Source organism: Burkholderia sp. MSMB617WGS (assembly GCF_001532025.2).
In the GTDB taxonomy this organism is placed as follows: Bacteria; Pseudomonadota; Gammaproteobacteria; order Burkholderiales; family Burkholderiaceae; genus Burkholderia; species Burkholderia savannae.
Genome location: NZ_CP013457.1, coordinates 2,912,675 through 2,935,466, shown reverse-complemented (window position 1 = coordinate 2,935,466; position 22,792 = coordinate 2,912,675). Strand labels below are relative to the sequence as shown.

At 69.3% G+C, this 22,792-nt stretch carries 19 protein-coding genes and 1 pseudogene; 11 read left to right on the top strand and 9 right to left on the bottom strand.

What is annotated here, in order from left to right; all coding sequences use genetic code 11:
- The first annotated feature begins 18 nt into the window (after positions 1-18).
- The 6 genes from msbA to rfaQ all read left to right on the top strand — a co-directional run bounded on the left by msbA (position 19) and on the right by rfaQ (position 8,242).
- Positions 19-1,809, top strand: coding sequence for a lipid A export permease/ATP-binding protein MsbA (gene msbA, locus WT60_RS14455; protein WP_060355453.1), 1,791 nt, complete (start codon positions 19-21; stop codon positions 1,807-1,809).
- A 50-nt stretch (positions 1,810-1,859) separates the two neighbouring features.
- The gene (locus tag WT60_RS14450) at positions 1,860-2,951 is read left to right on the top strand and encodes a glycosyltransferase family 4 protein (RefSeq protein ID WP_038754827.1); all 1,092 of its coding nucleotides are present in this window, start codon (positions 1,860-1,862) and stop codon (positions 2,949-2,951) included.
- A gap of 317 nt (positions 2,952-3,268) precedes the next feature.
- Complete coding sequence (locus tag WT60_RS14445) at positions 3,269-4,414, top strand: glycosyltransferase family 9 protein (RefSeq protein WP_059574676.1); 1,146 nt, start codon at positions 3,269-3,271, stop codon at positions 4,412-4,414.
- The gene (locus WT60_RS14440) at positions 4,411-5,709 is read left to right on the top strand and encodes an O-antigen ligase family protein (protein WP_038754822.1); all 1,299 of its coding nucleotides are present in this window, start codon (positions 4,411-4,413) and stop codon (positions 5,707-5,709) included. Before WT60_RS14445 ends, WT60_RS14440 begins: the two co-directional genes overlap by 4 nt.
- Complete coding sequence (locus WT60_RS14435; RefSeq protein WP_060355452.1) at positions 5,706-6,959, top strand: glycosyltransferase; 1,254 nt, start codon at positions 5,706-5,708, stop codon at positions 6,957-6,959. The genes WT60_RS14440 and WT60_RS14435 overlap by 4 nt, the downstream gene beginning before the upstream one ends.
- A gap of 86 nt (positions 6,960-7,045) precedes the next feature.
- Positions 7,046-8,242: a putative lipopolysaccharide heptosyltransferase III gene (gene rfaQ, locus WT60_RS14430; protein WP_060355451.1), complete on the top strand. Its 1,197-nt coding sequence runs from the start codon at positions 7,046-7,048 to the stop codon at positions 8,240-8,242.
- Positions 8,243-8,626: 384 nt separating this feature from the next.
- Here rfaQ and WT60_RS14425 read toward each other — a convergent pair whose 3' ends face one another.
- Positions 8,627-9,391: a glycosyltransferase family 2 protein gene (locus tag WT60_RS14425; RefSeq protein ID WP_060355450.1), complete on the bottom strand. Its 765-nt coding sequence runs from the start codon at positions 9,389-9,391 to the stop codon at positions 8,627-8,629.
- A gap of 423 nt (positions 9,392-9,814) precedes the next feature.
- On the opposite strand from WT60_RS14425, the gene WT60_RS14420 reads away from it, so the two are divergent.
- On the top strand, positions 9,815-10,207 hold the full coding sequence (locus tag WT60_RS14420; RefSeq protein WP_038754811.1) for an RcnB family protein: 393 nt from the start codon (positions 9,815-9,817) through the stop codon (positions 10,205-10,207).
- Between the two features lie 267 nt (positions 10,208-10,474).
- On the opposite strand, the gene WT60_RS14415 is transcribed toward WT60_RS14420, so the two are convergent.
- The 6 genes from WT60_RS14415 to WT60_RS14390 all read right to left on the bottom strand — a co-directional run bounded on the left by WT60_RS14415 (position 10,475) and on the right by WT60_RS14390 (position 17,185).
- On the bottom strand, positions 10,475-11,032 hold the full coding sequence (locus tag WT60_RS14415) for an FUSC family protein (protein WP_052145211.1): 558 nt from the start codon (positions 11,030-11,032) through the stop codon (positions 10,475-10,477).
- A 267-nt stretch (positions 11,033-11,299) separates the two neighbouring features.
- Positions 11,300-12,562, bottom strand: coding sequence for an MFS transporter (locus WT60_RS14410; protein ID WP_038754805.1), 1,263 nt, complete (start codon positions 12,560-12,562; stop codon positions 11,300-11,302).
- A complete protein-coding gene (locus WT60_RS14405; protein ID WP_060355468.1) occupies positions 12,559-13,533 on the bottom strand; it encodes a hypothetical protein in 975 nt (324 codons plus the stop codon). Before WT60_RS14405 ends, WT60_RS14410 begins: the two co-directional genes overlap by 4 nt.
- A 659-nt stretch (positions 13,534-14,192) precedes the next feature.
- Positions 14,193-14,645: a carboxymuconolactone decarboxylase family protein gene (locus WT60_RS14400; RefSeq protein WP_059645655.1), complete on the bottom strand. Its 453-nt coding sequence runs from the start codon at positions 14,643-14,645 to the stop codon at positions 14,193-14,195.
- Between the two features lie 481 nt (positions 14,646-15,126).
- Positions 15,127-16,020, bottom strand: coding sequence for an RNA polymerase sigma-70 factor (locus WT60_RS14395; RefSeq protein WP_060355449.1), 894 nt, complete (start codon positions 16,018-16,020; stop codon positions 15,127-15,129).
- A gap of 172 nt (positions 16,021-16,192) precedes the next feature.
- On the bottom strand, positions 16,193-17,185 hold the full coding sequence (locus tag WT60_RS14390; protein WP_060355448.1) for a LysR family transcriptional regulator: 993 nt from the start codon (positions 17,183-17,185) through the stop codon (positions 16,193-16,195).
- 109 nt (positions 17,186-17,294) lie between these two features.
- Here WT60_RS14390 and WT60_RS14385 point away from each other — a divergent pair, with 109 nt between their 5' ends.
- The gene (locus WT60_RS14385; RefSeq protein ID WP_059574668.1) at positions 17,295-18,527 is read left to right on the top strand and encodes an MFS transporter; all 1,233 of its coding nucleotides are present in this window, start codon (positions 17,295-17,297) and stop codon (positions 18,525-18,527) included.
- 280 nt (positions 18,528-18,807) lie between these two features.
- Here WT60_RS14385 and WT60_RS14380 read toward each other — a convergent pair whose 3' ends face one another.
- Entirely contained in the window at positions 18,808-19,101 is a 294-nt protein-coding gene (locus WT60_RS14380; RefSeq protein ID WP_038753152.1) for a hypothetical protein, read from the bottom strand.
- A gap of 301 nt (positions 19,102-19,402) precedes the next feature.
- Between WT60_RS14380 and WT60_RS34500 the strand changes: the two genes are divergently transcribed.
- Both WT60_RS34500 and WT60_RS14365 read left to right on the top strand, forming a co-directional pair.
- Complete coding sequence (locus tag WT60_RS34500) at positions 19,403-20,029, top strand: hypothetical protein (protein ID WP_186448539.1); 627 nt, start codon at positions 19,403-19,405, stop codon at positions 20,027-20,029.
- A gap of 49 nt (positions 20,030-20,078) precedes the next feature.
- Positions 20,079-20,338, top strand: a pseudogene (locus WT60_RS14365) (chemotaxis protein); the annotation flags it as partial.
- Between the two features lie 207 nt (positions 20,339-20,545).
- On the opposite strand, the gene WT60_RS14360 reads toward WT60_RS14365, so the two are convergent.
- Positions 20,546-21,061: a hypothetical protein gene (locus WT60_RS14360; RefSeq protein WP_038753150.1), complete on the bottom strand. Its 516-nt coding sequence runs from the start codon at positions 21,059-21,061 to the stop codon at positions 20,546-20,548.
- A 972-nt stretch (positions 21,062-22,033) separates the two neighbouring features.
- Between WT60_RS14360 and plcR the strand changes: the two genes are divergently transcribed.
- Positions 22,034-22,750, top strand: coding sequence for a phospholipase C accessory protein PlcR (plcR, locus tag WT60_RS14355; RefSeq protein WP_060355447.1), 717 nt, complete (start codon positions 22,034-22,036; stop codon positions 22,748-22,750).
- Positions 22,751-22,792 lie beyond the last annotated feature (42 nt).

The following is a 22,792-nucleotide window of genomic DNA, read 5'->3' as shown; positions in this document are numbered from 1 at the left end:
GATTCATTTGAGGGCATTTTGAGCGTCAAGCCTACCCTAAGCAAACCGATCGGCGGCCAGGACGCGTCGTCGCCCGCCGTCGTGATGCGCCGCCTCTGGCCGTATGTGAAACCGCTCGTCTGGGTGCTCGTTGCCGGCGTGCTCGCGATGGCCGCGGTCGCCGCGACGGAAGCCGGGATTCCGGCGCTGCTGAAGCCGCTTCTCGACCACGGCTTCGGCTCGAAGGGCGACATGACGACGAAGCTGTACGTGCCCGCCGCAGTCGTCGGCCTCGCGCTTGCGCGAGCGCTTGCGCAATACGCGTCCGGCTATCTGCTGCAGTACGTGTCGAATCGCATCCTGCTCGATCTGCGCATCCAGATGTTCGAGCGGATGATCCATACTGGCGTGTCGTTCTTCCAGCGCGAGACGGCGAGCACGGTGATCAACGCGATCGTGTTCGAAGTGAACCAGGTGCTGAGCGTGCTGATGAGCGTCGCGATCACGCTCGTGCGCGATTCGCTGACGGTCGTCTTCCTGCTGGGCTACCTGTTCTATCTGAACTGGCGGCTGACGCTCATCGTCGCGATCCTGCTGCCCTGCATCGGCTGGCTCGTCGGCAAGATCAACCGGCGGCTGCGCCGTTTGAATCGCGAGCACCAGATGCTCACGAACCAGCTCGCGTACATCGTCGAGGAGACGGTCGGCGGCTACAAGGTCGTCAAGGTCCACAACGGCGAGCCATACGAGATCGGGCGCTTCAACGAACTGAGCCGCAAGCTGCGCGGCTATTCGATGCGGATGACGGTGTCGGGCGGGCTGGCGCAGCCGCTCACGCAGTTTCTCGCGTCAATCGCGCTCGCAATCGTGCTGACGATCGCGGTGGTCCAGTCGGCGAACGATCAGACGACGGTCGGCGGTTTCGTCGCGTTCGTGACCGCGATGTTGCTCATCATTTCGCCGCTCAAGCACCTGATGGACGTGAACCAGCCGCTGCAGCGCGGGATGACCGCGGCCGAGCTGATCTTCGGGCTGATCGACGAGCCGCGCGAGCCGGAAGGCGGCGGCAAGCCGCTCGCGCGCGCGTCGGGCGCGATCGAGTTCAGCCACGTGTCGTTCTCGTACGGCATGCCGCGCGACGGCCGGCAGACGCTCGACGACGTGTCGTTTACCGTCGCGCCGGGCGAGATGGTCGCGCTTGCCGGGCCGTCGGGCAGCGGCAAGACGACGCTCGTCAATCTGCTGCCGCGCTTTTTCGACCCGTCGTCGGGCTCGGTGCGCGTCGACGGCGTCGCGCTTCCCGAGTACAGCCTGCACGACCTGCGCAACCAGATCGCGATGGTGAGCCAGGACGTCGTGCTGTTCAACGATTCGATCGCGGCGAACGTCGCATACGGCCAGACGCCGGAGCGCGATCGTGTCGAGGCGGCGCTGCGCGCCGCGAATCTGTGGGACACCGTCACCGCGATGCCGGAAGGCATCGACACGCTCGTCGGCGACAACGGGATGCGGCTGTCGGGCGGCCAGCGCCAGCGGCTCGCGATCGCGCGCGCGATCTACAAGGATGCGCCGATCCTGATTCTCGACGAGGCGACATCCGCGCTCGATTCCGAATCCGAGCGGCACGTGCAGGCCGCGCTCGAGACGCTGATGAAGGGGCGTACGACGCTCGTGATCGCGCACCGTCTGTCGACGATCGAACGCTCGGACCGGATTCTCGTGCTCGAAGGGGGCAAGATCGTCGAAAGCGGCAGCCATCGCGAACTGCTCGAGCAGCGCGGGTTGTACGCGCATTTGCATCGCATTCAGTTCCAGCAGGACGCAGGGTGAGCGGCGGACTTCCGGGCGGACGGGTCCCTGGCGAGCCCGATCGCCGCGCGATGAAGATCGGCCTGTCCTGCAATGCGTTCAGGTACGGCGGCGGGCTCGAGCGCTACGCGATCGACCTCGCGCGCGGTCTGGCCGATGTCGGGTTTCGGCCTGCGGTTTTTGCGCGTTCGTTCGATCCGTCGGTGCCGGAGTACGGGCGCGTCGAGCCGCACCGCATCAACGTGTCGTTCCTGCCCGGCAAGTGCCGCGACGCCTGGTTTTCGTGGCGGCTGCGCGTCGCCCGCCGTGCGTCACCCGTCGACGTGCTGATCGGCTGCAACCGGGTCGATTCGTCGGAGATCGCGATCTGCGGCGGCACCCATCTCGGATTTCTCGACGCGCTCGGTCGTACGCCGACCTTCTTCGATCGCCGCCAGATCGCGCTCGAACGCCGTCAATATGAACGTGCGCGCTTCGTCGTTGCGCACTCGGTGCTGATGCGCGACGAACTGCGTCGTTTCTACGGGCTCGGCGACGACAAGATCCGCGTGTTGTTCCCGCCCGTCGACGCCGCGCGCTTCGCGCCGGTCGGCGCCGCGCGCCGCGCCGAGCTACGCAGGCGCTTCGGCTTCGCCGACGACGAGATCGTGCTCCTGTTCCCGTCGAGCAGCCACGAGCGCAAAGGGCTGCCGCTCATCGAAGCGGTGCTGCGCGACGGTGGGCCGCCCGTCGTCGTCGCGGTCGCGGGCAGGCCGCCGGAGCGGACGTCGCAGCGGCTGCGCTACGTCGGCTACGTGAAGGACATCGAGGACGGCTACCGCGCCGCCGATTTCACGATCCTCGCATCGAAATACGAGCCGTTCGGGCTCGTCGGCATCGAATCGGTGATGTGCGGCACGCCTGTCATTCTGTCGTCGAACATCGGCTGCTGCGACGCGATCGCGCCGTCGGCGAAGCTCGTGTTCACCCCCGGCGATGCGGCCGGGTTGCGCGCGACGTTGGGCGACGCAGTGCAGCGGGCGAGGGCGGGCGCGGCGCACGTCGAATCGAGCGCGGCGGCGCACGCGGCCATCCGGTACGATTCGAGCGTCGCGCGCCACGTCGAGCAATTACTCGACCTGGCCGCCGAGACCGGAGGCCGCGGGCGCGACGAACCGCGATGACGCGCGCTCGCGCGTGGCTTACGGCGTGTCTTTCATCAGGGTATTGGTGCCGGGAGCGCATGGGCCGGATGGTATACTCCGCCAGTTCGGCCCAGCCCGCGATCGCGCTTGCAGCGCATCGCGGGCTGGGCCGCGTGTCCTGGCCCGGCACTGAGAAATGCACGTCGGTTTCGCGGATGTCCTGCGGGGTGACGGGGCCTCTGGTTTGTTCTTCGCAATATGAACCGTGGAAATCCTGCATGACGAAACGGCTTTCGGCCGGCCTCCGGCGCATCGCATCTCAAGTGGCGGAATCGATCAGCCGTTGAATTAATCGAATGAGCAGACTTCACGGCCGGTTCCACATCTTCGCGCGAGCGCTGCCGAGGCTTGCCCTCAAGCCGTTGCACCGCAAGCCCGCGCAACTGCGGCGCATCCTGATCGCGCATCATCTGCTGCTCGGCGATACGCTGCTGCTGACGCCGCTCGTCGCGAAGCTGCGCGAGCAGCACCCGGATGCGCAGATCGTGCTGGCTTGCCCGAAGGCGATTGTGCCGCTTTATGCAAAGCGGCCGTTCGGGGTGGACGCGTTCGCGTTCGATCCGCGCGACGGCACATCGGTCAAGCGCCTGCTTGCGTCGGGGCCGTACGACCTCGGGATCGTCGCGGGCGATAACCGCCACAGCTGGCTTGCGCTCGGCGCGGGCTGTCGCTGGATCGTCGCACATGCGGGCGACGCGCCCGCGTGGAAGAACTGGCCGGTCGACGAGCTGATTCCGTATCCGGACGCGCCCGCCGCGTGGGCCGATTTCGCCGCCGAGCTCGTCGACGGGCCCGCGCCGCGGCCGTACCGTCCGGCCGACTGGCCCGCGCCGCAGGCGAGCGCGCAGTTGCCCGCCGAGTTGCGCGGGCGGCCCTACGTCGTGCTTCATCCGGGCGCGAGCACCACGGTCAAGTGCTGGCCGTCCGAGCGCTGGCTCGAGCTCGCCGCGCGCGTGGAGGCGGCGGGCTATCTGCCCGTCTGGAGCGGCGGGCCGAGCGAGGTCGAGCTCGTGGCCGAGATCGGCCCCGATCCGGGGCAGCCGAATCTTGCCGGCCGGCTCGGCCTCGCCGATCTGTGGCATTTGCTGGATGGTGCGCGGGCGGTCGTATGTCCCGACACCGGCGTCGCGCATCTCGCGCGTCTCGTCGGCGTGCCGACCGTCGCGCTGTTCGGTCCCGGCAACGCCGGCATTCACGGCGCGGGGCGCTATTGGCAGGACGCGCCGTTCGTCGCGCTGACGATCGCGGACATGCCGTGCCGCGACCAGCCGTCGATTTTTCGGCGTCATGTCGAGTGGGTGCGGCGCTGCGATCGAAATGCGTCGACCTGCGTCGCATGGCACGGCGATCATGCGGACTGCATGGGACGTCTTTCAGTGGATGCGGCGCATCGTGCGCTGCAAAACGTTCTGGCGCTTGCGCCGTCAAGTTCAAGTCGATGACGATAATGACATCGCGCGTCGAGCGCGTGCTTTGGATTGCCTGTCCCACGTTGATGTTCGCCGTGATGTTCGGCCACATGAACGGAGTCGTCAACACGACGCTCGCGTTGATCGGCGCGGGCACGCTCGCCGGCATCCTGTCCGCGAACCGGCCGCCGTTCCGGCAATGGCCGCTCGTTCTGCCGATCGTTGCGTGGGCCGCGTGGAGCCTCGCGTCGGTCGGATGGTCGCTGTATCCGCACGTGAGCATGCGCGCATGGTTCGACGAGGTGCTGTATCCGCTCGTCACGTTTTGGGGTTTCTGGCTGTTCGGCTCGCGGGTGGAGCGCCCCGAGCGGCCGGTGCTCGTCGTGTGGGGCGCGTGCGTGCTGCTCGCGTTGCTGAGCGCGTTCTATTGGGGGCGCCTGCAGCCGCCGACGCCGGACGTCTTCCCGATTCGCTTCTACAACCGCGTCGGTCATACGAGCACGCTCGTCGTGTTCGCGATGCCGCTGTTCGCCGCGTTGCTGCTGCGCGCGCGCTGGCGCGCGATCGGCGTGATCGGGCTTGTCGCGTGCGGGTTCGTCGGGCTCGCGAGCCTGAATCGCTTCTTTTGGCCGGCAGCGGGCGCGACGCTCGTCGTCGCGTTCTATCCGCTCTATAGGCGGCGGCTCGGCGCGAGCGTCGTCGCGATCGCGCTCCTCGGCGCCGCGGCGCTCGGCATGCTCGAATACAGCGCGCGCGAGCGCGATCCGACCGCGTCGGCGGCGAGCGCTTCGGCGTCGTCGGCCGCGCGCGACATCACGGTCGCGGGGCAGCGGGTCTACGTGCCGGGCGAGCTGAACGCGCTCGGCGACACGCTGTCGTCCGACACGCGCCCGAAGCTCTGGGCGTTCTACGCGGAGCAGGGCAGGCACCATGCTTGGCTCGGCGTGGGCTTCGGCAAGCCGCTTCCCGGGCACGCGTACGCGGCCGCCGCGCCGCCGTTGCTGCTGCGCATCGAGCCGCAGGCGCTCACGCATGCGCACAACTTGTTTCTCAATACGTGGCTGCAGACGGGCTATATCGGCGTTGCGTTCGAGGCGATGCTGTTCGTGAGTCTCGCGGGCGCGTTCTGGCGCTTGCGGCGCGACGTGCCGGCCGTGTCCGCCGGGGGCCTCGCGCTCGTCGTCGGGATGATTGCGAAGAACACCGTCGACGACTTCATGTGGCAGACGACGATGCTCGCGTTCTGGTCATTCGCGGGTTTCCTGCTCGGCTGCGGCGAACGCGACGCACGCATGCCGCGCGCGTTGCGGAGCGCGGACGCGCGATGACGATGCCCGCCGCTCCCGCTACGCAGGCCGCCGCGCCGGCGCAAAACGTCGCCGGCCCGAGCGCGCGGCGCGTGCGCATCCTGTTTCACATCGACGATTTCGGCCGAGGCGGCACCGAGACCGCGCTGCTCGGCTGGCTCAACGCGCTCGACCGCAGCGTGTTCGAGGTCGGGCTGTCGGTCACGTATCCGACGCAGGATCTGACGACGTGGTGCGCGAAGGCGATTCCGCCCGACGTTGCGCTGCAGGTGCTCGCTCCCGAGCGATGGATGCATGCGCTCCACCAGCGCGAGCGCGGGCGCAAGCTGCGCGGCGGCGAGAAGCTGCTGCACAAGGCGTCGACGCATGGGTTGATTCGCCCGATCGTCGCCCGCCGCTTCCTGAGGCTCGCGCGCGGCTACGACGTGGTCTGCGATTTCGACTTCTCGCTGCGCCGCATCGCCGGGCAGGGCGGTGCGCCGTGGATCGGCGTCAGCCATTACAGCTTCGCCGCGCGGTTCGGCGACAAGAGCGCGTCGTACATGGCGCGGCGCGTACGCCAGTACGAGCGATATGCGGCACTCGCCGTGCTCACGCCCGACATGCGGCGCGAGGCGGAACCGCTCTTCGCGAATACTCGCGTCGTCGTCACCGCGCTGCCGAACGTGATCGATCCGGCGGCGCTGCGCGCGCGGGCGGACGAGCCGGCCGAGCTGCCGGACGGGCGCTTCATCGTGTCGGTCGCGCGGCTCGACGAAGGGCAGAAGGATCATCGGACCTTATTGCGCGCGTATGCGAAAGTGCGGGCGCGCCGCGCCGACGCGCCGCGCCTCGTGCTCGTCGGCGACGGTCCGGACCGCCGCGTGCTCGAGCGGCTCGCGGGCGAGCTCGGGTTGCGCGACGCGGTGCGGTTCACGGGTTTTTGCGCGAATCCGTTTCCGTACGTGCGCGCGGCCGACATGCTGATCCTGAGCAGCCGTTACGAAGGCTTCGGGATGGTGCTCGGCGAGGCGATGGCGCTCGGCACGCCGGTGATCTCGTCCGATTGTCCGACGGGGCCGCGCGACCTGCTCGACGGCGGTCGCGGCGGGCTGCTCGTCTCGCCCGGTGACGCCGATGGGCTCGCGGACGCGATCGAGCGGATGCTCGCCGACGACGCGCTGCGCGCGTCGCTCGTCGCGCATGCGGCGCACAAGGTCGAATCGTTCGGCCCGTGCGCGGCGAACGCGCGCATGCAGGCGCTCGCCGCGCAACTGCTCGAGCGGGCGTGAGTTCGCTCGCGTCGCATGGGCGTGCGACGCGAATTCGCTAAAATGTCCAGTCGCCCGTTCTTCCTGCCTTCACCGTGACCGCTTCGTTGACGCTCCCCCGGCCGCCGCGCACCATTCTCGTGTCCTGTACGCGCCGCCTCGGCGACGTGTTGCTGACGACGCCGCTCGTCCGCTCGCTGAAGGCGCGCTGGCCCGACGCGCAGATCGACATGATCGTGTTTCGCGGCACCGAAGGCGTGCTCGAGCACAATCCCGACATCCGGCGCGTGATCACGGTCGCGCAGCGCGCGCGGCCGAAGGAGCGCATCGCCGACGCGCTGCGCATCTGGCGCAAGTACGACCTCGCTTGCGCGGCGATCAACTCCGATCGCGCGCGTTTCTACGCGTTCTTCGCGGGCCGCAAGCGGATCGGGCTCGTCGATCCCGACCGGCTCACGTGGCTCACGCGCTTCATCCTGAACGGCATCGTGCTCGACGCGCATCGCGACGTGCATACCGTCACGAGCAATCTGTCGCTTGCCGGCGCGCTGGGCGCGACGCCGTGCGCCGACGTCGTCGCGCCCGGCATCGGCGACGATCCCGCCGCGCGCGCGCGCTTCGACGCGAAGCTGTACGCGACGCCCGCGCTCACGCGCGGCGAGCCGTACGTCGTGCTGCATCCGTATCCGATGTTCCGCTACAAGCAGTGGCGCGAGGACGGCTGGGTCGATCTCGTACGCTGGGCGCGCAGCCGGGGCTTCGCGGTCGCGCTGAGCGGCGGCCCCGCGCAGGCCGAGCGCGACTACGCGGCGCGGATCGCGCGGGCGTCGGGCGAGCCGGTGCTGAACATGGCGGGCGAGCTGTCGTTCGGCGAGAGCGCCGAAATGTTCCGGCGCGCGCGGCTCTTCATCGGCCCGGACACCGGCGCGACGCATGTCGCCGCCGCCTGCGGCGTTCCGACGATCGCGTTGTTCGGGCCGTCGAATCCGACGCGCTGGGGCCCATGGCCCGCGCACTGGCCGGCCGGCAACGAGCCGTGGCCGCTGCGCGGCTCGGGGCGGCGCGGCAACGTCTATCTGTTGCAGGGCGAAGGCGACTGCGTGCCGTGCAAGCTCGAAGGCTGCGACCGTCATCTGGAAAGCTGGAGCCGATGCTTGACGGAATTGTCGTCGGCGCGCGCGATCGGCGTCGCGACCGACATGCTCGGTCTCGGTCTCGGTCTCGGTCTCGGTCTCGGCGTGGCGCACGCGCAGGCCGACGGCGCGGTGCCGGTCGACGTCAGCCGGCTCGGCGCGAGGAAGTAGGGGCACGTCTGCCGCGCCTCGCATAACCGGGACGACGCGGCGAAGCATCGGCGAATCTTGCCGACGCGGTTCGTTCGGCGGGCGCAGCCGATCAGGCGCGCGGCGGCACGCAACGCGCGGCCGCGCCGGCGCGACGTTCGCGATTGGCGCCATGCATATGCGGCATGGTCGGCGAAGCGTTGTAATGTGCGGACCGCGGACCGCGGACCGCAGACCGTAGACCGACGCAATGGCTTGTCGCGCTTGGCCCGGCGCCAATGTGCCGGCGCCGATTCTTCGCGCCGCGCCTGAGGCGGCTTCACGCGATGCGGCGTCGTTTCCTGCCGACGCCATTTCCCCGGCGCGCTTGCTCCAGTGACGTCGCGGGCGTCGCTCGTGCGCGCCTCAGTCGCCCGCCTTCTCCGGCCGCGGATGTCCAAGCTTCAGGAAGCGGTAGTAGACCGTCTCGGCATTGAACACGGCGATCATGAAGCCGGCCCGTCCGTCCAGGAAGCCGCGCCGCAGCAGATACGTCCGCGCGAACGCCCATGCGGCGCGGCCGAGCGCCTTCGCGAATCCGCCGCGCTTGCCCGCCTCGCGCCGCTGTGCCGCGCCTGCGCTCGAATATGCGTCGAGCTTGCGCAGCACGGTTTCGAAGTCCTCGTACGAATAGTGGAGCAGTTGGCCGTCGAGCCTCGCGGACGGCCCGTCGAACACGAGCCGCTCGTGGACGAGATCGTCGGAAAAGCGCGCCGATTCGCGCTGGAAGAGGCGCGGCACCCAATCCGGATACCAGCCGCTATGGCGCACCCAGCTGCCGCAGAAGCTCGACAGCCGATCGAGCGCGTAGACCTGCGCGCGCGGCGCGCGGATCGCCGCCTGGATCGACGCGGCGAGTTCGGGCGTGACGATCTCGTCGGTGTCGATCGACAGAACCCAGTCGGTGTCGAGCGCGGCGACCGCGCGATTCTTCTGTGGCCCGAACCCCGGCCAGTCGGCGGCGACGATCACGCGCGCGCCGTGCGCCTTCGCGATTTCGACGGTCGAGTCGGTGCTGCCGCCGTCGACGACGACGACGTCATCGGCGAACGACAGCGCGTCGAGACATTCGGCTAGCCGGGCCGCGGCGTTGAGGGCGATGAGGGCGACGCCGAGAGTGGGTTCTGCCATGAAAGCGATGGGTTGGTGCGAGGCGGGTGTTGAGAGTGAGCGCGAGTATACCCGCGCGGCGCGTGGCGGCCCGCGATGTCGCGCAAGCGGGGGCGCGGCTCGCCGCGTGGGGCGGCTCACGAGGCCGCGGCGCATCGAGCTGGATGGGCGGATCGAATGGACGAGCGGATCGAGCGGGGCAAGCGAGGCGGTGGCCCCGAGGAATCGGAGGGCCTGATTGTCCGGATGCGCGGAAGGCGGGGGCGAAAGAACGATCGGGCGGCCCGCAACGGCAGCCGCATGGCCGAATCGTACGCGGTTTGCGGCGCCTCACGTTATTTTTCATCACGACCCGCAATTCCGGGCGGATCAGCCGCGATGTGCTACCTTTTTCTATGCGCCCCGGCGCCAACGGCCGGTTGCGCCTTTTCACGGAGAGATTCGATGAAAGCACATCGCATGTTGTGGATTTCGATGGTCGCCGCCGGCGCGCTCGTGTCGTCGCTCGCCGTCGCTCAACCGCACGGCCCGGGCGGGCCGGGCGATGAGCGTCATGGGCCGCCTCCCGGCAAGCATTACGGCCGCGATCATGGCAATCACGGCGAGCGCGGCGATCAAGGCGGCCCGCGTCCCGGCGAGCATCGCGGCGACGAAAACGCCGCATGGCGTCGCGGCGATCGTCTGCCTGACGAATACCGGGACCGCCAGTACGTGATCGACGACTGGCGCGGCTACCGCCTGTCGCCGCCGCCGCGCGGCTATCACTGGGTCGGGATCGGCGGCGATTATCTGCTCGTGCGCATTTCGACGGGCGTCATCCTGCAGATCGGGCCGTAAGCCGGCCGGCGCGCGGCGCGCCGCACGCGGGCCTTCGCGCGATCCGCACGGGGCGGGCGGGGCGAGCGCCGCGCACGTTCCGGTTCCGGGCGGCTCGGGATCGGACTGGCAGCTCCATTGCGGCTTCATTGCGGCACCAGCGCGGCACCAGCGCGGCATCGGGGCGGGCATCCGTCAGGTTGCCGCGCGATGCGAGCCGATGCGGCCTCGTGCCGCGCCGTCATTTCCGCGCGCGCGGCGGCCCATTTTGGGCTTCCCGTCGCGGCTTCAGCTTTTGGCGAACCAGCGCCGCTCGATTTGCGACATCGTCCAGCCGACCGCCATCGCGCACGCGGTGCCGAGCGTCACCTCGCCGAGCCGCACGAGCGGGATGTCCCACAGCGGGCCTTCGCCGGGGAACAGCAGCACGATCGTCGCGGTGATCGCGCCGAGCCGCGCCGCGCTGCCGACGTTCAGACACCAGCAGCAGACGATCGCGGCCACGATCGTCACCGCGTACGCGACGAAGTGGCCGGCGCCCGTCGCCGCGCCCGCGAAGCCGATCAGGCCGCCCACCATCGCGCCGATGAACTGGTCGCGCGACAGGCTGATCGTGTCCGTGTAGTTGTGCTGCGTGACCGCGATCGCGGTGATCGCCGCCCACACGGCCTGCTCGGTGTGCAGCGCGCGGCCGATTCCGTAGGCGAGGCACGCGCCGCTCGCGGCCTGCACCGCCATCAGCAAGCCTTGCAGCAGGCGTTCCTTGAGCGAAAGGCCCTTGAACAGGTCGAGCACCGATTCCTGGATCTGCCGGCGCGCGTCGTTGAATGCTTTGATCGTTTCCATCGGGTTCATGCAGGGATTGGGGAATCAGCAGTGACTGCCGCACGGTCGGCGCGCGCGGGCGGCGGCGCGCATCGATCGCCGCCCCGCCGTCACGTGCGCGCCGAAACGGCGACGCGTCGCCGTTTCGGCGGCTGCGGCGGGCGCACCGTGCGCGTCGCGGCCACATCGAGCATCGTGCGGCCCCATGTCTGTCGTCGCGTTCGTTCGCGCTCGTCGTCGTGTCTGTCGTCGGTCGGCCGGCCGTCGCGCGCGACATCGCCCGCCGCGTTACTGCGCCGGCTCGGCGCTCGGGCGCTCGGCGTCGTCGACGAACGCCGCGTCGCGCGTCTCGGGCATCGCGAACCAGACGAGCAGCGTCGCGAGCGCGCCCGCGGCGGCGAGTCCGAAGAAGCTCGTCGCGTTGCCGAAGTGGTCGGCCGCGAAGCCGGCGAGCGCGGTGCTGAGCGTTGCGCCGACGCCGGCCGCCAGTCCGAAGAGCCCGATGCATAGGTTGTAGCGCCCCTTGCCGCCCGCGACGTCGGCGGCGACGAGCGGCAGCATCACGCCGAACACGGCGGCGCTGATGCCGTCGAGCATCTGCACCGGCACGAGCAGGTATGGGCTCGAGACGCCCGCGAACAACAGCGCGCGCAGCGGCAGCGCGGCGAAGCCGAGCAGCAGGATCGGCCGGCGCCCCCAGCGCTGCGCCGAGCGGCCGACCCAGGGCGAGAGCATCGCGACGATCGCCTGCGGCACGATGATGCACGCGGCGATCACGAGCTGCACGTTCTCGCCCATGCCCGCCGTCACTTCGCCCGCCGCGAGGTTCAGCATCGCCGCGTTCGACAGGTGGAACAGCACGACGCACGCGGCGAAGATCAGCATCCGCTTGTCGCGCAGCAACTCGCGCAGCGTTTCGCGCTCTTCCTCGTCGTCGGTGCCGTCGCGCGGCGCGGCCGCGCGCGGGGCCGCGTGGTGGTGATGGTGCGTCGGCTCGATCATCGCGAGCGCGACGAGCGCTGGCAGCGCGAGCGCCGCCGTCAGCCAGAACACCGCGCGCGCGGAGAAGTACTCGCCCGTGAGCCCCATCAGGCCCGCCGCGACCGCGCTGCCGAGCGACGCCCAGCGGGCGTTGCGGCCGAGCCGGTCGCCGAGGTTCTCGCGGCCGACGAGCGCGAACGAGATTGCCGCCATTGCCGGCACGAGCATGCAGCTCGCGAAGCCGTGGAACACCTCGGCCGCGATCACGGGCACGATGGTCGGGCTCGTGGCGAGCAGCACCGCGGACAGGATGATCGCGGCGATCGCCCAGGCCGCCGCGCCTTTCTTGTTCTTCAGCGCGTCGACGGCCGCGCCGCCCGGCACCTGGCTCACCATCGCGCTGATCGTGCCGATCGACAGCACCATGCCGATCTCGCCCTGCGTCCACTTGTGCGAAGCCAGATACGACGCGATGAACGGACCGAAGCCCGTTTGCACGTTTGCGACGAAGAAGTTGAGCCAGTCGAGGGCGCGCAGGCTACGCGCGCTGACCGCATGCCGGAGCGTCATCGTTTCGCCCCTGCTTGAGCGGCGGCCGGCGCGGCCGCAGGGGCCACGGCCGGCGAGACGGCGAGGATCGGCTTGTCGCCGGCATAGGGCGGCGACGCCTTGAGCTGCGCGTCGCTCAGATCGAGCAGCGCGCGCAGCGATTTGTTCTTCGGCGCGAAGCGCAGCGCCGACCAGTTCGCGGCGATCGTGTGCCGGTCCGGATCGACGAGGCCGCCGACGTCGAGCACGACCGCCTGCGGCTGCGCGTCGCGGCCGATCAGCACGTCGACGACGCGGCCGATCTTCGCGCCGTTCGGGCGTTCGACGTCCGCGTCGATGATGCGCATCTGGCCGGGCTCGGCGCCCGCCTGCGTCGAGCCCGTGAGCGGCACCGTTCTCGGGCGGTCGGCGGGCGGCAGTTGCGCGGCCGCCGGCATGTCGAGGACGATCGGCTCTTGCCTGCCGCCCGGCGTGAAGCGGAACAGCTTCCACGGGAAGCTCACCTTGCGATCGCCGACGCCCATGAAGCCCTGCAGGTTCACGAGCATTTCGCGCGGCGCGCCGTTCGCGTCGGCCGTCATGTCGACCGCGCGGCCGATCACTTTGCCGCCGCGTCGCACTTCGCTGTCGAGCAGCGCGTGCACCTGGCCGCGCTCGATCGCGCGCGTCGTCACGACCGGCGCGAGCGCCGGCGCGGGCGCGGGAGGCGGCGGCGCGGCGCGCGCCGGTTTCTTCGGCGGCGCGGCTTCGTGGTGCGGCTTCTTCGGCGGCGCGGCCTCGGCCGGCTCGGGCGCGCTCGCGGGCTCCGGGGCCGCGACGGGCTCGCTCGCCGGCTCGACGGGCACGGCGACCGCCTCGACGACGGGCGCGGGCGCCTGCGGCGCGCGGAACAGCGCGCAACCGGACAGCGCAAGCGTGGCGAGGACGACGGGAGCCGCAGTGGCGACGGGACTGGGGAGACGGAAGGCAGGACGCGGGAATCCGCCGCTCATCAAGAAATACTCCATGAACTGGGGCAGGCCGCGTGGGCGGTCGCTGTCGATGATGGCTGACGCCCCGAGGGCATCGCGGGAGGACAGAGTTTAACCTGTGAGGAATACGTGCCGGGGAAACGGCGCGCGGCGTTCGAATCGAATGGTACGCCCGTGCGGGCAGTGGTGGGGCGGGGGACGGATGGGCGGCGGCGATCGGCGGATGGCGAACGGCGGGTGATTCGCATTCGGCTTTTTGTTTTTCGATGTCTTTTGCCTCGCCCCGCCGAGGGATTTTTCGCGGGCGGGGCGCGAGGCGGCGGCCGCTCTCGATACGGCGGTCGCGAGGCTCGGCATTCGGCGGGGCCGAGGCGTCGCGGCGATCACTGGTCGATACGACGGAACCCGGAACCATGCGGCGGGCACCAACTGCCGAACGTCGAACGTCGAACGTCGAACGTCGAACGTCGAACGTCGAACGTCGAACGTCGAACGTCGAACGTCGAACGTCGAACGTCGAACGTCGAACGTCGAACGTCGAACGTCGAACGTCGAACGTCGAACGTCGAACGCCGGAACGCCGGAACGCCGGAACGCCGGAACGCCGGAACGCCGGAACGCCGGAACGCCGCGAGGCGGTCGTCGCCCTTGCGGCGCGACGACCGGCCCCTGACGTCCGCTCACACCGCTTCCGGAATCGGATTCCTGAAGCTGACGTTGAGCAGGTTCCATGCATTGATGGTCGCGATCGCGAAGCCGAGCTCGGCGATCTCGGCGTCGGAGAAGTGCGCCTGTAGCTCCGCGAACGCCGCGTCGCTCGGGTCCGTGCGCGGAATTCGCGCGACGCTTTCCGCCCATTGCAGCGCGGCGCGCTCGCGTGCGTCGAAGAACGGCGCCTCGCGCCAGCCGGCGACCGCGTTCAGGTGCCGCTGGTCGACGCCGAGGCGCACGAGATCGCGCCAGTGCATGTCGATGCAGTACGCGCAACCGTTGATCTGCGACACGCGCAGGAACACGAGATCGACGAGCCGCTTGTCGAGCGAGCCGCTCCACACGGTTTCGGACAGATGGAGCAGCGCGTTGAACGATTTCGACGCGAGCTTCGGGTACGGAAGACGGGGGGCGTGAGCCATGATCGGTTTCATCTTGAAGGCGGGGGCCGCCCGATGCGGCCCTCTCGCCTACAAGACGCGTCGCGGCGCGCGTTTGTGACAGACTTTTTGCTGGAGAGAGGGGCGGTGCGGCTCGGCGCGGGTCGAAATCGATGGCCGTTTGGACGATGGGATGGTCTTCGAGGCGTGCCATACCATGCTGGCTATGAGCCGAGCCGAGCCGAGCCGAGCCGAGCCGAGCCGAGCGGAGCTAAGCCAAGCCGAGTCGAGTCGAGCCAACCAAGCCAAACCGAGCCAAACCGAGCCAAGTCAGGCCAAATCAGGCGCGTCGAATCGAATCAAGCCAAACCGTTCGACAGCGAACTAAGCAGTGAAGCCGAGCCGTAACGCAATGAGCCGTCGCGCAGCGCGCGCGGCGGCACGCGGCGCCGCGGCGGCGACGCGCGATTCGCCGCGCGACATCGCGCACAGACGCGGGCCGCCGCGCGCCCCCCGGCAGCGTTCACGCGTCGCGTGTCGGGATATGCGCAAGCTTGTCCGGGTTGCGCACCGCGTAGATCGCGACGATTCGCGCGCCGTCGGTGACGAACGCCTGCGCCGATTCGATCTGCCCGTCGATGAAGCGCAGCAGGCCCGGCTCGCCGTTGATTTGCGCGAGGCGGTATTCGATGCGCCCGACGTTACGCCGGCCGACGACCCAGTACAGATTCGCGATCCGGAGCGCGCCGCGCAGCACCTTGAAGAACGACGGCACCTTGCCGCCGCCGTCGCCGACGAGCTCGACGTCGTCGGCGAGGAGCGCCTGGATCGCGCCGCGCTCGCCGCTCGCCGCGGCCTGCGCGAAGCGCTCGACGAGCTGCCGGTGCCGATCGCGCGACACGTCGAAGCGCCGGTGCGCCTGCTGCACGCGCGTCGACGCGCGATGAACGAGCTGCCGGCAGGCGGCCTCGCTCTTGTCGAGCAGTTGCGCGATTTCCGCGTAGTCGCGCTCGAACGCCTGACGCAGCAGGAACGCCGCGCGTTCCTCGGGCGACAGCCGCTCGAGCACCCACAGCAGCGCGACCGACAGATCGTCGGCGAACTCTGCCGCGGTCTCGGGCGTGCGCTCGTCGACGTCGACGAGCGGTTCGGGGAGCCACCAGCCGACATACGCGTCGCGCTGCGCCTTCGCGGCGCGCAGCCGGTCGATCGACAGCCGGGTGACGACGGTGACGAGCCACGCCTCGGCCGAGTCGAGCGCGCCGTGATCCGCTTGGTGCCAGCGCAGCCATGCGTCCTGCAGCACGTCCTCGGCGTCGGCGCGCGTGCCGAGCATCCGGTACGCGATCGAGAAGAGGCGCGGGCGCAGCGAGGTGAACGGTTCGTCGGACGGCTTCGGTCGGAAGGTTTCGGTCATGTTCGTAGGGGGCTTGAATGGCTAACGGTCCATCCCACCAAGACGGGGCGGGCCGCGTTTTTGTGACAGCGGCGAGCGGGGCGATGCGCCGAAGCCCGGCGCTTGGCCGTTTGTCGGGGGACGGAGCGCATCCGGCGACGGGCGCGCGGCGCTCAAGGCTTGGTCGTGGCGCTCAAGGCTTGGTCGTCCGCGCGCCGCCGCCCGATTCCGGGGCTGGCTCCGGCTCCGGCTCCGGCTCGCCCGTGCGCTGCCGAACGACGGCGCACAGCTCGTCGCGCAGCCAGCGGTGCGCGGGATCGGCTTGCAGACGCGGATGCCATGCGGCGGCCAGCTTGAAGCCTTCGACTTCGACGGGCAGCGGCAGCAGATCGAGCCGCTTGGCGAAGCGCATCAGGAAGCGCTCGGGCAGCGCGCACACGTAGTCGGTCGCTTCGAGCACGAGCGGCGCGAGATGGTACTGCTGGACCGACACCGCGACGGCCCGCGAGCGCCCCAGCGCGCGCAGGCGGTCGTCCATGAAGCCGTGAAAACCGCCGCCGTCGCCCGACACGATCACGTGACGAAGCGCGCAGTATGCGTCGAGGTCGGGCGGCGCGAGCCCGCGCGGATGTCCCTTGCGCTGCGCCATCACGTATCGTTCCTGCAGCAGCAGGCGCGCGACCGTCGTGCGCGGCACCGAGAAATCGGCGGCGATCAGCAGATCGGCCTCGCCGCGCTCGAGCATCGCGCCCGCGGCGTCGGCGGGCAGGTTGCGGAACGCGAGACGCACGCCCGGCGCGCGCGTCGCGACGCGTCGCACGAGATCGAGGCCGGCCATCACGAAGCCGTTGTCGCTCGCGACGATCTGGAACGTGCGTTCGTCGGTGGACGGATCGAACGCCGCGCCGTGACGCAGCGCGGTCCGCAGCTCGCGCAGCGCGCCGCGCAACGGGCCGCGCAGCGCGAGCGCCCGCGCGGTCGGCACCATCCCGCGGCCGTTCTTCGCGGGCAGCAGCAGCGGATCGCCGATCAGCTCGCGCAGGCGCGCCAGTTGCGCGGACAGCGCCGGCTGGCTCAGATGCAGCCGCGCGGCCGCGCGGGTCACGTTCGCCTCTTCGAGCAGCACGTCGAGGGCGGCGAGCAGCGCGAGATCGGCGCCGCGCCATTCGGTCGACGTATTTCCCATGTGAATGGCTCCAATACGAAGAATCGATTTCAAATATACCAACAGGATGCGCAGACTGTCGCCAAGCGCGGCTTCGGTGGCCGCGATCGGGACATTCGAAGGGGATTCGATGAAGACACACGAACCCGAGCGTCACGCGCTGCGCGCGCTCGCCAGCGCGAATTTCGCGATGGGCAGCATGTCGTACGGCGTGGTGGGCGCGCTGCCGTCGCTCGCCGCCGACTGGCGGATCGCGCCGGGGCGCGCGGCGCTGTTGATGGCGGCGTTCTCGATCGCGTTCGCGCTCGGCGCGCCGATGCTGCAGATGCTGATCGGGCATCGGCGGCGGCGCGGTGTCCTGATTGCCGGCCTGCTGACGACGTCGCTCGCGACGCTCGCCGGCGCGTTCGCGCCGGGCTTCGGCTGGCTGTTCGCGACGCGGATCGTCGCGGGCGTCGGCGCGGGCGCGGTGAGCCCCGTCGCGACCGCGATCGGCGCCGGGCTCGCGCCGGCCGAGCGGCAGGGCAAGGCGCTCGCGATTGTGTTCGTCGGCGTGACGTTATCGAGCGTCGTCAGCGCGCCGCTGTCGGCCTGGGTCGCGCAGGCGCTCGGTTGGCGCGAGACATTCGGCTGGCTCGCCGCCGTCGCGCTCGGCAGCGCCGCATGGATCGCCTGCACGGTTCGCGACGCGTCGCGCGGCGAGCGGATGCGCCCGGGCGGGCTGCTTGCGTTGCTCGCGCGTCCCGCGACGGCGGCGGGCCTCGCCGTCGTCGTGCTGCAGACGGGCGCGTTCTTCTGCACGTACACGCTGATCTTGCCGCTGCTGCATCGGCGCTTCGGCGCGAGCCCGGGCGACGGCGCGTTCGCGCTCCTCGTGTTCGGCGTGACGGGCGTGCTCGGCAATCTCGTCGCGCAGCGCGTGGCGCGCCGCTGGTCGGCCGATTCGCTGCTCGGCGCGGCGATGGGCGCGATGCTCGTGGTGTTCACGGTGTTCGGGGGCATGGCCGCGCTCGCGACGGCGGGCTTCGCCGGCGGCGCGCGATTCGCGGCGGCGCTCGCGCTGCTCGCGCTCTGGGCTTTGATGCAGGATCTGTTCTATCCGTCGCAGTTGCGGCGCGTCGTGGGTCTCGAGCCGAATTACCGTGCGATGGCGCTCGCACTCAATTCGTCGGGGATCTTCGCCGGCATCTCGCTCGGCTCGGCGCTCGGCGGGCGGGTCGCGGACACGTGGGGCGTGGGCCGGCTCGCACCGGCGTCTGCGGCGCTGACGGTCGCCGCGCTGATTGCATTGGGGATCTCGCGGCGATACGTGGCCGCGCCGCGCACGAGCGCACGCGCGGCGGGGGCGCCCGTGCTCAGATGACGCGCGAATCGGGCGCGCGCGAGCGCAGGCTCGCGAGCCGTCTCGTTTTTTTGTCGACGCGTCAGGCGTTCGGCCGCGCACAGCCGGACGAGCCGGACATGCTTCAGCGTGCCGTTCCGCTGCGGCGTCGGCGTGCCGAGATGCGGCGCGTTGTCGGTCGGCTCGACGTTGCGTGGCCGGAGCCGGGCTCAGACGCCGGATGCTGGCCGCCGTCGCCATCGCGGCCGCAAGTATCGCGACGTCGCCGACTCCGCACGGCTCGTCGCGCGACATCGCGGTATCAATAACCGTGCGTGACGAGCGACAGCACCGACAGATCCGGATGCGTGCCGTCGACGATGCTGCGGCCGATCGACACCGCCTCGTGGAACGCCTCGTCGGCGCTGCGGAAGCTCTCTTCGCCGTCCGCATGGAACGGCACGGTGTGACCGGGCAGCGCCGGATCGGCGCCCGGGTGGCACACGTAGCCGGCGTACGTGTAGCGGTTTGCGTCGGCCTGCGTCGGGGCCGGCGACACGTGGATCTCGAAGCCTTCGTAATCGACGTGTCGAGACGGGAGTGGCGATTCGGACATGGCTGTCTCCTGGGCCGCGTTCGGCGCATCTGGCGCCAGTCGCGCGGCCGTCTTTCGTTGTTGTCCTTTGAAGGAAATTCTAGGCGATGCGGGGCGCGGCGGCGGGTGCGGCGCAGCGTGCGGGGCGACGCCGCGGCTGGCGCGAGCACGTTGCGGGCGGCCGCGAGCGTGCAGCAGGCGGCCGATGGGCCGATGACGGTTCGCCACGCGGCTGCGGCCGGGATGCGCGGTGCATCGCCTGCTGCGCGATGGATTCGCTCACTGCGGGAGGGGCTATGCAACCCGAATTTTCTCGAAGCGTATGGCATGCGGTTGCCGTTGGGGTAACGACGGCCGGATTGGCGATGGCAATGGCGATGGCAATGGCAATGGCAATCGCAATGGCAATGGCATCCTGCTCGAAGCCGGGCGGCTCGAACGCCGATTCGAGTCCGACCGGCGCGACGGGCGGCGTGCAGCCCGTGTCGATGGCGTTGTCTGGCAGTTCCGGCGCGGCGTCTGGCGGCGCATCCGGTGGCGGTTGATCCACGAATTTCGCCAGTTCGGCGCATGGCGAACGCCGAACACCGAACACGAACACCGAGCACCGAGCACCGAGCACCGAGCACCGAACGCCGAACGCCGAACGCCGAACGCCGAACGCCGAACGCCGAACGCCGAACGCCGAACGCCGAACGCCGAACGCCGAACACCGAACACCGAACACCGAACACGAACACCGAGCACCGAGCACCGAACGCCGAACGCCGAACGCCGAACGCCGAACGCCGAACGCCGAACGCCGAACGCCGAACGCCGAACGCCGAACGCCGAACACCGAACACCGAACACCGAACACCGAACACCGAACACCGAACACCGAACACCGAACACCGAACACCGAACACCGAACGCGCCGCGCGCCTGGGCCGACGCGCGATTCGCCTGATCTGCCGACGCGCACGACGATCGGCTCCGCACCGAGCCGCGAAGACGGGCTGCTTGAGTTGAGCGAAGAGCGTCCGCCGAAAGGCGGCGACGATCGTTTGCTCGACCCTAGCGACTCGTCGATCCGCGGCGGCAGCGCGGCTGTGAAGCGGAGGCCGTTCGATGTCGATGCCGCGCCCGACAATCGGCGCGCGAGACGGGCAATGCCGATCCCGGTAGCGACACGGATCATGGCGGAACGGGCCGGTGCGCATCGGCGGACGGTGATTCGACGCTCGATGAACGCGCGGATGTCGAGCCTGACCGGACAGGCTCGGGTCGCGGTCGACGCGCGATGGTTGGCGGATGCGCGCGCTTTTCTTCAACGCCGTTGCGAAATGTGACGATGTCGGCGGAACTGCATCGCGGCGGCGCTCGAAACGTCGGCCGATACGCGCGCGCTCGCTCTTGGGAGCGACCTTGAATGCGCTCGGGCGGTTAGGGCGCATCAGGGCGCAACAGGGCGCATCGCGTCGGCTCACGGTGCGATGCGAACGATAGCCGACGTGGAATTTTCGTCGGAGTTATATGTACCTGCATGAATCTTCATTTCTGCAATCACCGAAACCATGCTGCCGGCCGGCAGGACGACGGCCTGCATATCGTCCATTTCCGCATTGGGCAGGAACTCGTAACTGTCGCCTGCGCGTTCCAGCAAGTTTGCGCTCGCGACAAGTTCTCCTTCGTCCTCGTGAAACACGGTTCCGGCTTTCGCATCCACGGGCAGTTTGCGTACGCGCAACTGGTACGTGTCTTTGTTGCTGCTGGTCAACGCGAAAGTGCTGTTGCGCGGGTTTTTCGACTTTGCATGGATCACGAGCAGGCGGAGGTTGTCGTGATAGGGCAGCACCTGCGTGTCGAGCGTGATGTTGTTCTGCCAGTCTGTCGAACCGCCGAGCCAGAAAATCCATGCCGCCCATCCGCCTGCGACGAGAATGGCGATGCACGACAGCACTTTCAGAATCAGATCGAGGATTTCGATGGCTCGTTTCATAACCAATGCCTCCGGTAATCGTCCGCCCGTGCCGCCGCGCGAATCACGCCTTCGCTGTCCCCGCACGCGCAAATTGTCGATCGAATAGCCGCACGGCGTCGCGCGCCGAGCCCCCGCACATATCGACAGCGGCCGTTCAGATTCGCGATCGCGACGGGCCCGGACGCGACGAGTGAACTGGACGTCGATTGAATCGACACTCAGCTCACCTCGTCGTTCGACATCGGGATGTCGTGCGTCTTCGCGCCCGCGTCCGGCGTATCGAAGGCGGCCTTGCTGCGTGTCGCGACCGCTTGCTTGTCGATGCCCATGTTTGCACCGGTTCCGGTCACGGAATACACCGCGCCGCCGTCAGCGCGAAGGGAACGGCGTCGAGTTCACGATCGTCGGCGTGATGCCGGTGAGATGCCGGTGAGATGCGCGATCGACGTGAACGCAGGGCCGGCGCACGTGTACGACTGCGTCGCGTGCATCATGTCGCCGTTCCGCCTGAACGACAACGAGCGTTCGTTCGCGCCGAATGTCGGATCGTCATTGCGCGTATGACTGGCGTATGACCGGCGCTGCGGGCCATGTCGATGGGCGCACCGATCGATTCGACCGCCCGGAGGAAGACGTTCCGCGCGCCGTTGGCCATGCTTGCGAAACATCGCGGCGAATCGTTGCGCTCCATCGGCGCGACGTTCGCTCATTTCGTTTGGACACCGAACGTCGACAGTCGTCGACCGCACACATCACGTACCACGCACCACCATTCATCGACGGAAACCCGATGGCCGACACCCGCCCGTAAAGCGGCGCGCGCCCCGGCGCCGCGATATGTCAGGAAATGCAGGCAATGCGAGCGTCCGATGCGTGTTTTGCGGCTAGTGGATACCTTCTAGCGCGCGCTTTGACCACGGGTATGTTTCGACATAGAACCTACTCGAAAGCAAACTGTGAAGTGTCGCGACGGCCCGATCAGGAGACGCCGTGAAAAAATCGAAAACGCTTTGGCGAACGGTATCGCTGTTGACGATGATCGGTGCCGCTGTTGCGGTATGGCGATACGTGACGCCGTCGCCGGCCGCCGCCGCTTGGCCCGCGCAATCCGGTGCGACGCCGAGCGAACGGGTCGAACCGTCCGCGGGCGCGACGCCGAGCGAAATGCTCGCCGACGCCGGCCCCGCTGAGCGCAAGCTGGATCTCGTCGCACTGCGAAAGAGTCTTGCGGGCCGCGCGGACGCGGAAGCGCAGGTGCAGCGCATCGTTGCATTCGCTCGCTTCCGAGATCGGGTCGCCGCATACGGCGAAGGCAGGAACAGCATGCCGGTTGCGCAAAGAGCCCGATTGGCCCATCAGATTCTTGCGGAATTGCCCGAGCATGTTGCGCGCAACGAAATTGTCCCGGTGCAGGCCGAGGCGATTGGCGTCGCGCTGGTTGCCGACACGACGGCGGATTCCGCGACGCGCAGCGCGGCCATCCAGGCGATGCGGCAACAGTGGGATGCCTATGCGCGGCGGACCGTCGGCCCGTCGCCCGCGCAGGACCCGCGCTATCAGGCCTATGCGCAGCAGAGCCGCGACATCGTCATGCAGGTGCAGGCGAGCATTTCCGATCCCGGCCAGCAACAGGCCGTCATCGCGCAGCGTCTGCAGGCGCTGCGCGTTCAGCTGTTCGACCAGTCGTCCCGTCCCGACACCCGTTGAGCGAGCCGCGCGCTCGTGACCGTGCGCCGTGGCGGCAAAAAA